The sequence below is a fragment of the Methanobacteriaceae archaeon genome (assembly GCA_013403005.1).
GTDB lineage: Archaea > Methanobacteriota > Methanobacteria > Methanobacteriales > Methanobacteriaceae > Methanobacterium.
On the sequence record JACBOA010000001.1, the window covers coordinates 1 to 15,455 of the forward strand.

15 protein-coding genes are annotated in these 15,455 nt (G+C 39.3%); 4 read left to right on the forward strand and 11 right to left on the reverse strand.

Annotated features, from left to right (window positions below):
* A partial coding sequence (locus tag HVN35_00005) for a hypothetical protein (protein ID NYB50943.1) occupies positions 1–360 on the forward strand: 360 nt, incomplete at its 5' end.
* Positions 249–857: a hypothetical protein gene (locus tag HVN35_00010; protein ID NYB50944.1), complete on the forward strand. Its 609-nt coding sequence runs from the start codon at positions 249–251 to the stop codon at positions 855–857. The genes HVN35_00005 and HVN35_00010, both read left to right, overlap by 112 nt.
* Before the next feature lie 139 nt (positions 858–996).
* Here the strand turns inward: HVN35_00010 and HVN35_00015 are convergent, their stop codons facing one another.
* The 6 genes from HVN35_00015 to HVN35_00040 form a co-directional block, all read right to left on the reverse strand.
* Entirely contained in the window at positions 997–2,196 is a 1,200-nt protein-coding gene (locus tag HVN35_00015) for a hypothetical protein (GenBank protein NYB50945.1), read from the reverse strand.
* A 71-nt stretch (positions 2,197–2,267) separates the two neighbouring features.
* The gene (locus HVN35_00020; GenBank protein NYB50946.1) at positions 2,268–2,786 is read right to left on the reverse strand and encodes a hypothetical protein; all 519 of its coding nucleotides are present in this window, start codon (positions 2,784–2,786) and stop codon (positions 2,268–2,270) included.
* Positions 2,787–3,052: 266 nt separating this feature from the next.
* Complete coding sequence (locus HVN35_00025; protein ID NYB50947.1) at positions 3,053–4,627, reverse strand: lysine--tRNA ligase; 1,575 nt, start codon at positions 4,625–4,627, stop codon at positions 3,053–3,055.
* A 96-nt stretch (positions 4,628–4,723) separates the two neighbouring features.
* Positions 4,724–6,022 (reverse strand): phosphomethylpyrimidine synthase, encoded by a 1,299-nt coding sequence (gene thiC / locus HVN35_00030; GenBank protein NYB50948.1) that lies wholly within the window; start codon positions 6,020–6,022, stop codon positions 4,724–4,726.
* A gap of 268 nt (positions 6,023–6,290) precedes the next feature.
* Entirely contained in the window at positions 6,291–7,202 is a 912-nt protein-coding gene (locus HVN35_00035; GenBank protein ID NYB50949.1) for a carbohydrate kinase family protein, read from the reverse strand.
* 123 nt (positions 7,203–7,325) lie between these two features.
* The gene (locus HVN35_00040) at positions 7,326–8,201 is read right to left on the reverse strand and encodes a LysR family transcriptional regulator (GenBank protein ID NYB50950.1); all 876 of its coding nucleotides are present in this window, start codon (positions 8,199–8,201) and stop codon (positions 7,326–7,328) included.
* Positions 8,202–8,345: 144 nt separating this feature from the next.
* On the opposite strand from HVN35_00040, the gene hxlB reads away from it, so the two are divergent.
* On the forward strand, positions 8,346–8,951 hold the full coding sequence (gene hxlB / locus HVN35_00045; GenBank protein NYB50951.1) for a 6-phospho-3-hexuloisomerase: 606 nt from the start codon (positions 8,346–8,348) through the stop codon (positions 8,949–8,951).
* 363 nt (positions 8,952–9,314) lie between these two features.
* Here hxlB and fdhD read toward each other — a convergent pair whose 3' ends face one another.
* Together fdhD and HVN35_00055 are read right to left on the reverse strand one after the other, a co-directional pair.
* Positions 9,315–10,055, reverse strand: a complete 741-nt coding sequence (gene fdhD, locus HVN35_00050; GenBank protein ID NYB50952.1) for a formate dehydrogenase accessory sulfurtransferase FdhD — start codon at positions 10,053–10,055, stop codon at positions 9,315–9,317.
* Positions 10,056–10,132: 77 nt separating this feature from the next.
* On the reverse strand, positions 10,133–10,453 hold the full coding sequence (locus tag HVN35_00055) for a carboxymuconolactone decarboxylase family protein (GenBank protein ID NYB50953.1): 321 nt from the start codon (positions 10,451–10,453) through the stop codon (positions 10,133–10,135).
* Between the two features lie 410 nt (positions 10,454–10,863).
* Between HVN35_00055 and HVN35_00060 the strand changes: the two genes are divergently transcribed.
* Positions 10,864–12,729, forward strand: a complete 1,866-nt coding sequence (locus HVN35_00060) for an NADH-quinone oxidoreductase subunit NuoF (protein ID NYB50954.1) — start codon at positions 10,864–10,866, stop codon at positions 12,727–12,729.
* A gap of 142 nt (positions 12,730–12,871) precedes the next feature.
* Here HVN35_00060 and HVN35_00065 read toward each other — a convergent pair whose 3' ends face one another.
* The 3 genes from HVN35_00065 to mobB form a co-directional block, all read right to left on the reverse strand.
* Positions 12,872–13,564, reverse strand: a complete 693-nt coding sequence (locus HVN35_00065; GenBank protein NYB50955.1) for a TOBE domain-containing protein — start codon at positions 13,562–13,564, stop codon at positions 12,872–12,874.
* 90 nt (positions 13,565–13,654) lie between these two features.
* Entirely contained in the window at positions 13,655–14,587 is a 933-nt protein-coding gene (gene moaA, locus HVN35_00070) for a GTP 3',8-cyclase MoaA (GenBank protein NYB50956.1), read from the reverse strand.
* The gene (mobB, locus tag HVN35_00075; GenBank protein NYB50957.1) at positions 14,571–15,278 is read right to left on the reverse strand and encodes a molybdopterin-guanine dinucleotide biosynthesis protein B; all 708 of its coding nucleotides are present in this window, start codon (positions 15,276–15,278) and stop codon (positions 14,571–14,573) included. Before mobB ends, moaA begins: the two co-directional genes overlap by 17 nt.
* Positions 15,279–15,455 lie beyond the last annotated feature (177 nt).

Consider the following 15,455-nt stretch of genomic DNA (forward strand, 5'->3'; position numbering starts at 1 on the left):
ATTGAAAAACGCATCATATATGGCATGGAAGAAGATATTGACTCTAGTTTCATCTCTACTTTTTACATAGAACGAGAGAATTTGACTTTAAGGCAAGATAACAATAGATTAACAAGAAAAACATTAGTTTATTCCAAAAAAGATGAATGGCTCCAACATCATGCCACACTACAAATGACAGACCACAACTTCGTACGAACACACAATTCCCTGAAAAAACCTTGTAAAACACAAGTAAATGGTAAAGTGTGGAGAAAATATCAAAAAAGAACACCTATGATGTCCGTAGGAATCACAGACCACATCTGGACCTTGGAAGAACTACTAACATTCCCATACCACAAAAACATCAACACATAAAAGGGTCAACACCGATCTTTGCAGTGTCAATTTTAATAATCATCCTTCTATTCATATTCGCCTTACCTGCTCTATTGGGGGTTATAATTGATGGTGCCTATGGGTTATTCCCAGTTTTAACCATAATTGGAGTCTTAGTGAGTTTCATTTTCTGGCTGGCTGTACCGACAATTTTCATATTTGCCAATCAGTCCATAGTGGTAGGTGAAAAATCAATAATAGGATCATTAAAAGAAAGCTTTAGACTCCTAAGAGAAAACATAGCCGACGTCATTGTGGTGCTTATTATAAATTTAGTACTATTAATATGCGTAATGGCACTTTTAGGCTTTATAAATCTTATTTTAAGTATAATACCTATATTGGGCTCAATTTTAGGCATAATTTTAAATATTATAGTTTATACTTTGCTATATCCCTACTTTGCACTGGTTCTCACTTATGTGTACATGGATAAAAATGAAATAATCTATAGCGACCCAGAAAACTTTGATTAAATAATTATCAATTTTTAAACAATTATTTTTTTTTATAATTTTTCACTTGAGCCGTTTTTTTATAAATAATGCGTAGTTGGGTATTTATGGAAAAATTAAAACAAAAAATCATAAATTTTTACCTAGCCATGTGAAAAGCCTATTCCTGTTTAAATTCTTCTACAGATTTGGCAGTAATGCCATTTTTTAGAGTTAGGGGTATAGTTACAGATTCAGAACCCGTACCAAAACCGTGACTGATCATGGTATGCCTACCTGGCCCTCCAGCCACCACTAGAACCACATCCGAGGGAGAACGGGTTATATGGACTTCATCCCCATTTATCCACTTTTCATCCAACTTCCGACCCCCACGATCTCCCAGTTGCAGGGGTAGGTGTGATTTTTCATGAATATATGTTTGAACATCTTTTTTAGACCATCCATCCCTATTTATGGTTGCAGCATGCTCAGGGCTCATGATAACCAGGATTTCACCAGGAACGTGGCTGTTGTTAGAACCTGCAGTGGTTGCAGTATGTATTATGGTATCCAGTAGGTCCTCTGCAGATTTACTGCGATGGTCATTAACATTATGGGGAGATTCAGCAGCCATCATGGTTACAGTACTCTCACTCTTTTTATAGCCTCTTTCTATTTGCAAGGGGGTCCATGGATTTTTTTCTTCGTCTTCAGCAAAAGAGTAACTGTATTTGGCTGGAGAACCATGGGTGGCATGGTCACCAACCCCGGGAATGGCTCCGGCGATGTTAATAAGACAAAGTCGAATGGCTCGGCCAATGGTTGAATTTGCAATGTTGCTGGGACCTAAACACCCAGTACCACTATTAATTCCAAGTTCTCTAGCTATGGGGCCGTTTATTATAGTGCAAATAGATACGGGGTGGGTGGTGGCGTTAACACCAGCCAAGTTGAACTTTTCATGAGAAATAGCCTTTACAGCATGTTGGAGCACTGGTTGGAATGAAGGGAGACATCCGGCCATAACAGAATTAATTGCAATCTTTAAAGGGGTGGCATGGCCCATTTTAGGGGGAAGAACACCTATAACGTCTTGATCTTCACAATCAGAAAACTTAAGGAAACGATCCACCCGTTCTCTGGTAGGTGGTATTATGGGCAGGCCGTCGGTTAACCTGCGCTGATAAAAATCATGGCTAAGCTTCTCGGGGTCAGGATCTATGAAAAATTCCATGTCGCTTTCCTGAACTTTACAAAGACGATCTTCATCTGATTTAGTTATATCCTTGGGCGCTGTATCACATCTATCATTCAATAAATCGTCGATGAGACAGCCACAGGATTCTGTACCTGTTTTTTTGCCATATTTTTTTGCCATACTTGATCATTTAAATTTTGTCAGTGTTACTTCACGCTGATTTTCTGTGAAATATCCTGAATTTATGATTTTTAGGGTATTTGTAGGAGATAAAGGAGGTTTGGAACTATTTTCAGGGTTTTGTCTTCTACTTCATCACGGGTAAGTCCGGCCAGGGGGTGTTCAATTTCCAGAATTCTCAAATCTCTCATCCCATGTGATTCAGCCAGTTGTCTGGCGAAGGGTGCGAAATGATCCGAGCAGATGGATATGGTGGGAGTTCCATACTCTTCCAGGCGAATAGCGTCCAGTATAACCCAGCTAGTGCATGATCCACAATCTCCTAGGGCTAAAATTGCCACTTCTGAAGACGCAGCACTTTGGATTTGTTCCTCAGTTGCTGGTGCTCCAGCAGCTTTCCTCACCCACATAAATTCCCGTTTTCCCATGGATTCAGAAAGTACTTTTAGAATGATTTCTGCTCCGGGTTTGGTGTTATCCACCAGAGAAACCCTGTTAAAATCATAGGGGAATGAATTCAAATTTATTTTTGTTTTTTCTACTTCTCCCAGGGGGTTTAGAACTTCCCTTTCTGTGAGTTTCACTCTCAAAAAAACAATCCTCCAAGTTATAACTTATAACCCTAATTTATAACCCTAATTCAGGTTTAATATGATTCTCAATGAGTTTATTAATAATGGTGAATATATTAATTTCGGGATGTTGAGGGTGTGAATTCATTTAATATGTCTGTTCTTGAATTCTTACCTTCACCTTAACGCCCTAAATATCATTTGAACCTGATTAACTTAAATATTCCTGACTTAAATATTCTGATGATGGGGTTTTATAGGATTAAATTTAAATTAAGGTGTTTTTAAGCTTCTCTTCTAAATCTTTTAATAACAAAATCCTTATCAAGGGACAGTACAAATGAAGCTGCTCTGGGGCCTTGTTTTTTCCCAATAATCACCTTATAAATGGCCTGGAACGCTTTCTGTGGTTTCAACCCCAGATCCTTTAGTATGAGGTACATCTCATCATGTAATTCTTGTGAGGTGTGGTCAGATTTCTCCAGAACATCTGCTACCCTAAGGAGGAATGATTGCTGTTTATCATTAATTTCTACTTTGGGCAGTTCTTCCTGCACCTGGAACTTCACAAATTCAGGGGCATATTTATTCAACCAGTTTTCCACATTGGTTAGTCTAGAAGCTAAACGGTCTTTGACTTCAACATCAACATTTTCATAGGACACTCCTTCCATCTCAGCTGGAAGTTGTGAGTTACGTTCCAGTATATCGAAGATCTTTTCCGGGTCACTAGTTATCTGCCGGGCCACGGTAAGGAAACGGTAGGATGCTTGGAAGGGCATGGAATCTCTTAACCTGATCTGGGATACTTCATAGATTTTTTTAAGTTTCTCCATTTCCTTCTCTGATGCAGCTTCCTCCACACCATAGAATATCCTTTCCACCCGATCATACTGATCTATAAAGTCTAAAAACGGCATTCCTGGATGAAAATCCTTATGTTTCAAAGGCTTGCTCCTGAATAAGAAGTAATTCAGAGTTTCCGGTGCACCTATCTCCAGCCATTCTCCAGGGGTGAAGAAAACACCCTTGGACTTGCTCATAGCATCACCCTTCAGGGTGATCCACTCGTAAGGTACTGGATAAGGGGCCTGGTAATTAAATATCTCCTGGGATATGATTTTACTCACATCATAGGAACCGCCACTGGCTGCATGGTCCTTTCCAAAGGGTTCGCAGGTCACACCGAAGATCTTCCAACGGGCAGCCCACTCCACACGCCAGGTTAATTTCCCTTCACCGGATTTGATGTCCATTTCACCCTCATAACCACACTGGCACTTGTAGAAAACAGTGTCTCCCTGGTAGTCATAGGCAGTGGTGGTGTTTACCCGTCCACATTCAGTACATATAGGATTGTAAGGTAGCCAGTCTCCTTTCAGGGGGTGTTCACGGTACTGGTTGAATATTTCCCGGATTCTGGGGGCTCTTTCCAGTGACTTTTTAATGTAGTCATTGTAAACCCCCTCCTGGTACATCTTAAAACCGGAATAGGTTTCAAGTTCTATCCCAAAGAAAGGCAGTGTTTCCAGGAAGGGTTTCTGGAAGTGTTCCACGAAGTTCTCACAGCAACCCTCAGGACAGGGAATCTGGGAGTAAGGAACACCCAAATATTTTTCATAAGATTCAGGGAGAGGATAAGGAACCTTCCGTAGGGGGTCATGGTCATCGGCAATCCATATAGTCTCAGCGTTTTCACCGAGATTTTTCAGGGAGTTACCCACTGCGTTGGCTATGAAAACGTCACAGGAATTTCCTATATGTATAGAGCCAGATATGGAAGTTCCACTGGCTACCACGTGTTGGTCCACGTCCCAGTTAGCAAGATCAGATGCAATTCTCTCAATCCAGTGTTTCAATTTCATTCACCTTCTAAACATAAAAATAAAAAATGGGGGTTTTAACTGTTTAAAATAAATAAAAATGGTGGGATGAATTTTATTTAAATGATATCATTATTCGAATACTTCGGTAGAAGCTTCATCAAGCCATTCATTCACGATTTTGACTGCACAGTAACTTCCGCACATAGTGCAAGTATCAGGGTCTTCTGGGGGTCTGGCATCTCTTATAGCTCTGGCATCAGCAGGGCAGATTGATGCTGCGTACTGAGCTTCCCAGTTAAGCTTTTTACGGGCGTTAGCCATTTCCAGATCCAGTTCACCGTTGTGTATTCCTTTGGCCATATCTCCCACATAGGCTCCGATGCGGCTGGCTATAACTCCCATTTTCACGTCTTCTGGTCCTGGGAGTGCTAAGTGTTCTGCAGGGGTTACATAGCAGATGAAGTCCGCCCCGGCAGCAGCGGACTGTGAGGCACCGATGGATGAGACTATATGGTCATAGGCAGGTGCGATGTCCGTTACTATGGGTCCTAACATGTAGAAGGGAGCACCACGACAGAGTTTTTTCTGGATGGTTACATTGGCCTGGATTTCGTTTAATGGAATGTGGCCTGGGCCTTCCACTATGGTCTGCACACCAGCTTCCCGGGCCCGGTCAATTAACTCACCCAGAATTATCAACTCTTGAACTCCTGCACGGTCGGTGGCATCAGCAATGGCTCCAGCTCTCATTGCGTTGGCCATGGACATCACGAAATCATGCTCTTTGGCAATTTCCAGGATGTAATCGTAATTCTTGTAAAGCGGGTTTTCAGTTTCATTTTCCACCATCCAGGCAGATACTAAAGCACCACCACGACTCACCAGACCACCTTCACGTCCCTGTCTCTTGAGACGTTTAAGGGTTTCCATGTTCACACTGCAGTGAATGGCCATGAAGTCAATACCGTCCTTGGCCTGTTTTTCTATGGCCTTGAACATTACATCTTCATCCATGTAGATGGCAGCGCCTTTCTTGCGGATGGTTTCAATGGCAGCCTGATACACAGGCACACTTCCCACTGGTATGTCAGATATTTCCAGAATTCTTCTTCTGATTTCATCCAGATCTCCGCCCACTGATAGTTCCATCAGTGTGTCAGCATTATTGGCCATGGCAACTCTGGCCTTTTCTTCTTCCATATCAAAATTACAAATATCAGTGGAGGTACCAATGGTGGCGTTAACCTTGGTTCGCAGTCCGGCACCAATACCAACAGCTTTCACTTCCCTTCCGTTATTACTGGGAATAGCAATGGTACCCTGGGCTACAGATTTCCTGATGAATTCAACGTCAACATTTTCTGCTTCTGCAACAGATTTCATTTCATCGGTTATAATCCCTTTTCTTGCATCGTCCATTTGTGTCATAGAATCACCGTATCAGCTTATACTTGTAAATGTACTTGGACTTAGTTTTTCAATTTCTATAAGAATCCATAGAGTATGCATACAGATGTAATAAGTCCCATACTGAATATTGATATTAATCTTAATTTGATTTTATATTTACCATAAAAATAGATATGGTTTTCAGTCCCCTAGAAGCGTTTAAATTTATGGAAATTTGATAATAAATTTAAATAAGATAATAATCTGGTTAAACAAGATCACTGTAGTTAATCAATTCCAAAAAAAATCATTTTTCCTTCTTCATCCTCTCCTGGACCTTTTTAAAATTAGGTACATTGGTCTGACATCCTTCAGCTTCCACCACGAATGATGACACTGCAGAAGCTATCCTACCGCAATATTCCAGTGATTTCCCTTCTAGATAAGATTTCAGAAACCCGGCACGATAAGAATCCCCAGCACCGGTGGGATCTACGGGTTCACGTGCCAGGGCATCCACTTTGATGGTTTCATCAGAGTAGATAACACTACCCTCTTTACCTCTGGTTTCAACCACAATGGAAGGTCCGTAATGCCTTAATTCATCCACATTCATCTGGATATTTTCCAGAATACGCTGGATTTCATGATGATTTCCAAAAAGAATATCAGTGATTTTCAGAACATCCTTAAGATCCTGGGTGGAGTACATGTGCAAATCCTGTCCAGGATCAAAAGATATGATTTTACCTTGAGCACGGGCAAATTTACCACATTTCCAGTTGAATAAGGGGTCTCCAGTGGCAAGATGCACTGCCTTAACATTTTTTATGGCATCATGGGGTACTGGAGATTCTTTGAATTGCTTGGCAGCCCCCCAGTAAAAGTAAAATATCTGGTCATGATTTTTATCAGTTAAAACGAAAGCAGTGGGTGTTTTATCATCTTCCACCACTATAATGTCTTGTATATTGATATCATAATTTTGCAGATGTTTCTGGTATTCAGAATCCAGGAAATCCCCACCAACTGCCGATACCAGGGAAGATTTAAGCCCTAAAGAGGAGGCAACCACTGCAACATTGGCTGCGGCTCCTCCATGGAACGTTTTCATATTTTTTATGGCAGTGGAAGAATTAGGATGGGGAAACTCATTAACCTGAATAATGTAGTCCATGGCTGTGTGTCCAATGGCCAGTAAATCTCTTTTTTCCCTCAGAAGAATCACCTGCCTTATTTCTATTTTCAGATTATTTAAAATTAACTATAATTATCAGTGCTAGTCTGGTTTAGAGTGTTGAATCAACATTAAAATCCATTATAACTATAGGGGATGATAAAGTCAGTCAATCCTTTTAAAACCCCATTCCAGGACTATTTCCTGCCCTCTTCCCTGCACGAACTCTGCAAAATCTTCCAGTTGGGGTTTTTGAGTGAAGGGGACCATGGTAATAAGGTGCATGGTGTCAGCAGCAAACAGATCCGAACCAGAAACAATTGATGAAGTGAAGCTGTTATTAAGGAAGGTATGAAGATCATCTTGAGCGTAGACCATTTTAAGTGCAGTTTGAGGAGAGTTACAAACTTCAACCAATCTATAATCTATCCTCAACTGATCTAAGGTATTCCATGCCAGTCTCTGAGCTGAATGGGGGATTTCAATGAATTTTTTGCCATTGAGTTCCTCCGGGCTTTCCATGGGTTCAGCTGAACTGGAAATCAGCACCAGATGATCCCGGGCTACAGGAATAAAATCAAGGTCATGGATAAAGGCATGCACAGGATCATCCAAGAGAACAAGATCCACCAAACCCATATCTGCCATTTCCAGGGCGCTAACATCATCAGAACTCATAATCGCAGCGTCCAAACCATAATTATTTGCTAAAACGTCCATTAAACCAGTTGATATGGGTCCGCCGCATAAAACTAATCTATCTCTTTCTCGCAGCCGTTTCAGATATTCATGGTATTTCTCAAGTATTGAAATACCTTGAGGTGTAAGACCAGAGCCAGCTCCGGTAGTGTGAACTAATTTAAACCCGAGCCTCTCTTCAGAGTCTAATATGCGACGATTCAAAACCGAATGGGATATTCCCAAGCGTTTGGCAGCTTCTCTCTGAGAATAGGTTTGTGAAATTTCATTTAAAGCTTCAAAAAGTCTGTAAGTGAATTTTTTCCCATTTATTTCCAAGTTTAATGTTGGATTAAACTCCATGGCCATTCATTCCCTAAATATAAACTGTATTAATTCTCTAATCGTCCAAGTTGATTTGGATTTAGCAATCATACTCTTTGGCAAGTATGTGGATTGAAGTATGGATTATATATATCATACTTGATAGATATAATCCACGAAATAATGCTTTTAACGGTGAAACAATTGATTTTAAATGAGGCTATAGAAGAAATAGTGGATAATGTACTCTCTGTTTCGGGAGAATTAGACCCGAAGAACATTGAAGAAATGACAGGGTTGTTAAGATCATCAAAAAACGTTTTTGTCATGGGATTAGGCCGCTCAGGTCTGGTGGCCCGGGCCTTTGCCATGCGACTCATGCACTTGGGCATAAGTGTGTATGTGGTGGGAGAGACCACCACACCTGCTTTAACCAGTGAAGACTGCCTACTGGCAATTTCAGGTTCAGGGGAAACCTTCAGCATAATAAGTGCCGCTGAAATAGCCCAAAAAAGAGGAGCTAAAATAATTGCAGTCACATCATATGTGGAATCCACACTGGGGAAAATGGCAGATGTGATAGTCCACATAAAAGGCCGTACTAAAATTGATTCTGAAAAAAATTATATCACACGCCAGATAAATGGAAAGCACCAGTCTCTATCTCCACTGGGAACCCTATTTGAGGTTACCAGCCTCATATTCCTGGACGGGTTGATAGCCCAGTTAATGGTGGAAATGGGGAAAACAGAAGAGGATATGAAAGCCAGACATACGGTTATTGAGTGAAAATTGCAATCGCCATCTTAAATGGCTTTTATATTTTAATAAGAAATATGAAATAATAAAGAAATAATTTCATAATAAACCTCGGCTCAACCCCCCAATAACTTTAAGCTTCCAAAGTTTCCCTGTTTCCATATAAAAACTTTCCTTTACAACTCATACTTTTTTTGAATTTGAATTCTATCAGGATTTTCATATTTCCATAGATTCCAACGATGTTGCTCATTAATAACTCATCTTAATATTTTTATGATTAATATTTCAATGATTTAATAAATTTTAGATTAAGAATGTGAGTTTTTCAGGTTTCATATGATTTTGATATGTTGATTTGCTTTTAAGTAGTGAAAACCTCACCAGATATTATCAAATTACGATCCTATGGGGGTGGGTGTAAATATTAAATCTACCATTTCTAAGGAAACCTATCAGAGTAATGCCGGCATCCTCTCCTATTTTCAACCCTTCTACAGTAGGAGCGGCTTTGGTTACCATAATAGGTATTCCTACATTGGCCAGTTTAACCACACGGTCCGGGGGTATCCTGCCACTGCACACAAGAAAACTTTTTGAATAGTTTAATCCTTCTTTTAAACCAGCACCAATAACTTTATCCACAGCCACGTGTCGGCTGACATCCTCCCTGACAATGAAATGGGTTTCATCAACTAGGGCAGCTACATGGGTGCCACCGGTCTTGGACCAGACTTCTGCTTTTTCAATTAAGCGGTCATATGCCAAGAGTATATCCTCACTTTTAACTTTCAGATCAGATTTAACAGAAGGAATAGTCTGTTCACGATGATACCAACCATCATAACATGACAGGTCATCTTCTCCCATATTTTCATAATCTTTAAGGGTAACTTGGATTGATTGAGGTTCAAATTCTATTTTCAGGATATCGTCAGAGGTTTTTATGAACTTTTCATCAATTAGATAGCCCAGGGTGAAGTCTTCCAAATCATCAGGACTTAAATAAAATTTCCCCAGTTTTTCTCCGTTAACCAAGAGTTCCATTTTGGTGTCCATGGCCACCAGGTCATCCACCTCACGTGCTTCCTGGTTAACCTTGATAATACTGATTTTTTTAAATAATTTGCTCATTTCAAACTCTCAAAATTTCTATTTGAAAATAATCAGGATATTTATTGTGGTTTTCAATTTTAATCTTTAAATCAAAACTACATCGAGTCTTCTATTACATCATCCACCCATGATATGGCTGCAGCAACTGTAGGAAATCCTATAGTGCTGGTTAGCAGGAGTAAAGTCTGATAAATTTCTTCAGGGGAGGCACCGTTTTCTATAGCCCTTCGCGCGTGACTGTGTACTCCTCCTTCAGACCTCTTGGCTGTAGAAGCAGCTAGCTGTATGAGCTGAGCTGTTTTCTCATCAAGAGGACCACAGCTTCTAACAGATTTTCCTAAATCACTTAGAGCATCCATATATTCAGGGAAGCGTTCTTTCATATTCTGGTGATGTTTTGGCATTTTAAACGACATTTTTTCCCAGCTCCACATAATTCTCTATTAGATTATTGTTGGTAAAGATGATAAATTTTACTAAAAAGGAACTTGAGCATTCTAATAGTTTCTATCGAATAATATGGATTTTAATAATTGGTATTTTTCTAAAAATAGCACTCATCTCACATTTCTACACGCGTATTCATTTATATAATAACATGATAAATAGTTGAAAGAAGAGTGGATTATCATTTCTGTATTAAAAATTATTTTAGATGTTTGATCGTACATAAAAATGTTTAAAAAGGCATGCAAAACCTTTTTATCTTTTATATTAAAAAAATAGATAAATTACCAGGAAGAATTAGTCAATTTAGATTATTAATCACTAATTCGGGATAATAAACAAATTTCAAAATAATAATAAATTTAGGGGTAAATAAATCATGAATTTTAAAGATATGGTTAAAATAGCCGAAAAAGATTGGGGTTTGGTTTACAATAGTGAAAAACCAGTGGTGTTGGTGGGTGCTGCTACTTGTGGTAATTCTGCTGGTGCAGAAGAAGTAGCATCTGCAATTCAAAGTGAAAGCGATGAAAATAATATTGAATGTGAAATTGTTAAAGTGGGTTGCATAGGACTCTGTTACGCAGAACCATTAATCACCATCATAAAACCTGGAAATCCCCCTATTTTTTATGGTAATGTCACCCCTCAACTTGCCAGGGAACTGGTTCACTCTTACATTGAAGGGGAAGACCCACTGGCAGAGCATGCATTGGGGACTTTGGGAGAAGGTAAAATAGATGAAATACAGGATATATGGGAACTCCCAGTTTTAAAACCCCAGGTGAGGCGGATACTCCGGAATTGCGGATTAATAGATCCTAATAACATCAACCACTACTTGGCCAATGGAGGATACAGTGGATTAAATGAAGCACTGAAAATGGAACCAGATAAGGTTATTGAAAGGGTTAAAGAATCTGGTTTGAGGGGTAGAGGGGGAGCAGGTTTCCCTACCTGGATGAAATGGCAGTTATGTCGTGATGAAGAATCAGAAAAAAAATACCTGATTTGTAATGCTGATGAAGGTGATCCAGGAGCATTCATGAACCGTTCACTCCTGGAAAGCGATCCCCACTCAGTACTGGAAGGAATAGTCATTGCAGCCTATGCTATCGGAGCTCAAGAGGGATACATATACTGCAGAGCAGAATATCCTCTCGCTCTTAAAACCTTAAAACAGGCCATTTCTCAGATGGAAAAAAAGGGATTTCTTGGTGAGAACATTTTAGGCTCAGGGTTCGATTTTAATCTGGAAATAAAAGAAGGTGCAGGAGCATTTGTCTGTGGAGAAGAAACTGCACTCATTGCTTCTATTGAGGGTAAACGAGGCACCCCCCGCACCCGTCCACCATTCCCCACCACATCTGGTTTATGGGGTAAACCCACAGTGATTAACAACGTGGAAACCATGGCTGCTGTGGCCCTGGTAATGCAGAAAGGCCCGCAAAAGTTCAGTGAAGTCGGATCAGAGGATAGTAAAGGCACTAAAACCTTTGCACTGGTAGGTGATGTATGTCACACTGGATTAGTAGAAGTACCACTGGGAACAACCCTCCGGGAAGTAATATACGAGATTGGTGGTGGGATAGTCAATGATAAAAAGTTTAAAGCCGTTCAGGTGGGCGGACCCTCTGGAGGATGTATTCCTGAAGAATTTCTGGATACTCCAATTGATTACAGTTCCTTGAACATGGCCGGGGCCATAATGGGCTCTGGTGGGATGGTGATTATGGATGAAGACTCCTGTATGGTGGATGTGGCCCATTACTTTTTAAAATTCACCCAGAACGAATCCTGTGGTAAATGCGTTCCCTGCAGACTGGGAACCAAGCAGATGCTGGATATCTTAACAGATATAATTGAAGGAAAGGGCAAATCTGAAGATGTTAAATTACTTACAGAACTTTCTGAGGGTATAAAAGCTGGTTCTTTATGTGGGCTTGGTCAGGGAGCTCCTAATCCAGTGCTCACCACCATAAGATACTTTCAGGATGAATACCGTGCCCACATTGAAGAGGGGATATGCCCAGCTTTACACTGCAAAGAACTTATCAATTACGTTGTAATTGATGATAAATGCCAGGGATGTATGTTGTGCCTTAAATCGTGTCCTGCAGATGCAATAACTGGTGCTAAAAAGGAAATACACTCCATAAATTCAGAAAAATGTATTAGATGTGGTACGTGTTTTGATTTATGTTCAGGTAAGTATGATGCCATTAAAAAAGCAAATAAAGCCTAATTAATAAGTCTGAATTTTCTCAACTTCTCAATGCATGAAAAATGCATGTAATGTAATATAAAATGGAAAAAATAAACAGGGAATATAAGCCTAGGTTAGCAATATGAAACATTCACAAATTAAAAAAACTTCCTAGAACTTCTTATAATTTAATCACAGGAATCGCTGCGGCTTTGAATCCCATAAACACTTCTTTACCAATATCTAATTGTAAATCATCTCTTGCATATTGAGTTACATCGGCAAAGAGATCAATTTCCCCAATATCTATGTTTAAACGCACAATTTCATCTTTAACTTCCATATGGGTTATCCTGCCCTTGAACACGTTTCTAACACTTGATTTTTGCGGTTCCAGTGTGATAATAATATCATCAGGGCTGATTAAGATTAAAACCTTTTCTCCAACACAGAAATCTCCTCTAAGTGGAAGGATAACTTTTTCTTTTCCCAAATAAATGATCATAATCTTTTTTTCCAGGTCAATTGTTGCGATTTCGCATTGAATCTCATTAACCTCACTATGCATATCAATAACACTTTCAACCTTCCTGTACTCTATTAATATGAACAGACCAGTTTTTGTAAGCTGAGATCCTCCCCCACCTCCTTTTCCTCCTCTTTTACTTATCACGATTGGATCATTTAACTGATTTTCCAAGTTTTCAATATATTTAAGGGCACTTCGATAGGGAATATTAGATTTCTGGGAGGCTCTGGTGATGGAACCATATTCTTGAACGTATTTTAGAAGATTAAACTTATTTTTATCAATTAACAATGGCTTCCCATTAATTTCTATTCTGTATTCTGGCTCATACTTAAATTTAGCCATTAAATACCTCCTTCAAGCCATTAAAATTCTTTTTAATCCTATAATTCAAGAGATTTTATTATCTGGCAGTTCAGGCAATTTTAGTTAAATTCAGGAATTACATCCATTGTAAAATGGTTCTCTATTCTTAATTGCCTCTAAAAATAATTCTTTCAGTTCTTCATCTGTTTTACCCTGCCTCATGGGTTCTATAAAATCAACTAAATTATCATTTCTTAGAAGACAGGGTTTTAATTTACCATCAGGAGTTATTCTTATCCGGGTGCAGTTTTTACAGAACTGTGTATTATCCATGGGCTTGACTACTTCTATTTCTCCTCCTCCAATAAAATATTTTTTACGATCCTGCATGAAACGTCTTATTTTTACTTTATCAGCCATATTTTCGAGTTTTTGTTCGAGTTTTCCCATATCATAATGATAATCATCCAGAAAACCAGCATCTGGACAGTTATCCGTTTTCAGTAATTCGATAAGTTGAAGTATAACTCCATTTTCCTGGCAGAATTGGAAAACATCCCAGATTTCATGGTGGTTTACATCTTTCATCACCACCATGTTTACTTTCACCGGGTACAAACCAGCTTTCACCGCGCTTATAATTCCTTTTTTAGCCTGATCCAAGTAGTCTCTTTTGGTTATAAACCGGTAGGTTTGAGGGTTGAGAGTATCAAAACTGATGTTGACTCTGTTAAGTCCAGCTGCTACTAGATCTGGGGCATAATGTTCCAAGAGAATACCATTGGTGGTGATAGAAATGTCTTTAAATCTTAGTGATGAAATTTTACGGACAATATCTACGATATCATCTCTAATCAGTGGTTCTCCGCCTGAAAGTCTTATTTTATCCACTCCAATGCCACGAGCTACTTTGGCAATTCGGAATATTTCATCAGGGGACATTTCATATTCCTGGGGTATGATGCCATCATGATGGCAGTAAAAGCATTTCACATTACAGCGATTGGTAATAGATATCCTCAGGGATATAATGGGGCGCTGATATTCATCGGTTACTTTCATGTTGTATCAGGAGTTCAATTTTTTTTGCTTCGCCGTGTTCTTCAATTTTAAGTGAACTAATCATACCTAAGAAGGTGTTTTTAATGAATTTATTAACAAATGGATTTAAGGGCACTGGAGATCCGTTAATTTTAAGTAAAACCTCTGATGTTTTTTTCATAACGCAAAGGTCCTCCTTGGCTTCTCCTTTTACCATTGCCTGCGCCATTTCATTGCAATCTTTAAAACCACATTCACCACAGTTTATATTGGCCAGTTTCCCGAAACTTCTCTCTTCAACCAGGTCAACCAGTTCCCTGAGAGATTCCTCATCCAGTTTCATAACATCAACTTCAGTGAGAGTGAAAGGATCATCCAAGGGTGAAGTGGATATCTTAAGATAAGGGGCTTTTTTATATCCCTCTAAAACTAAAAAATCGGGTTTAAAAAGGTATTCAACGCTGTTGATAATTTCTTCCAGGGACATATCCTGATGGGTGATGAAAAATGTTTCATCTGCCCCGGCACCCACCACCACACTTGCACCCGCCTTGCGGTGCTTCCAAGTGTCTTTTCCCTCCACATCCAGTTGAACATGGGTGTGCTTCGCAGTACCTACTTTATAGTTTCTATTGGCCAGTTCACTTACAATTCGGGTGACTAATGTGGTTTTGCCAGTGTTTTTGGTCCCGGCCACGGCTATGATCTTCATAGGTGTTACCTCAACAATTCTATTATTTTAATATGAAAAACTTTTATATGAAAAATTATATTGAAAAACTCTGACTTTACTCTAAAAATCTTGCTTAAAAACTATATAGGTAAAAGTGGTTATTCACCATATTGATTAAAAATTATCTCCAATAAGAATTCTCTAATAAGAATTATT

Bases quoted from the DNA above. Each gene is read 5' to 3' on its own strand.
- moaA (NYB50956.1), bottom strand. From the start codon at position 14,587: ATGAAAGTAACCGATGAATATCAGCGCCCCATTATATCCCTGAGGATA.
- HVN35_00055 (NYB50953.1), bottom strand. From the start codon at position 10,453: ATGTCGTTTAAAATGCCAAAACATCACCAGAATATGAAAGAACGCTTC.
- hxlB (NYB50951.1), top strand. From the start codon at position 8,346: ATGCTTTTAACGGTGAAACAATTGATTTTAAATGAGGCTATAGAAGAA.
- thiC (NYB50948.1), bottom strand. From the start codon at position 6,022: ATGACACAAATGGACGATGCAAGAAAAGGGATTATAACCGATGAAATG.
- mobB (NYB50957.1), bottom strand. From the start codon at position 15,278: ATGAAGATCATAGCCGTGGCCGGGACCAAAAACACTGGCAAAACCACA.
- HVN35_00015 (NYB50945.1), bottom strand. From the start codon at position 2,196: ATGGCAAAAAAATATGGCAAAAAAACAGGTACAGAATCCTGTGGCTGT.
- HVN35_00060 (NYB50954.1), top strand. From the start codon at position 10,864: ATGAATTTTAAAGATATGGTTAAAATAGCCGAAAAAGATTGGGGTTTG.
- HVN35_00040 (NYB50950.1), bottom strand. From the start codon at position 8,201: ATGGAGTTTAATCCAACATTAAACTTGGAAATAAATGGGAAAAAATTC.
- HVN35_00065 (NYB50955.1), bottom strand. From the start codon at position 13,564: ATGGCTAAATTTAAGTATGAGCCAGAATACAGAATAGAAATTAATGGG.
- fdhD (NYB50952.1), bottom strand. From the start codon at position 10,055: ATGAGCAAATTATTTAAAAAAATCAGTATTATCAAGGTTAACCAGGAA.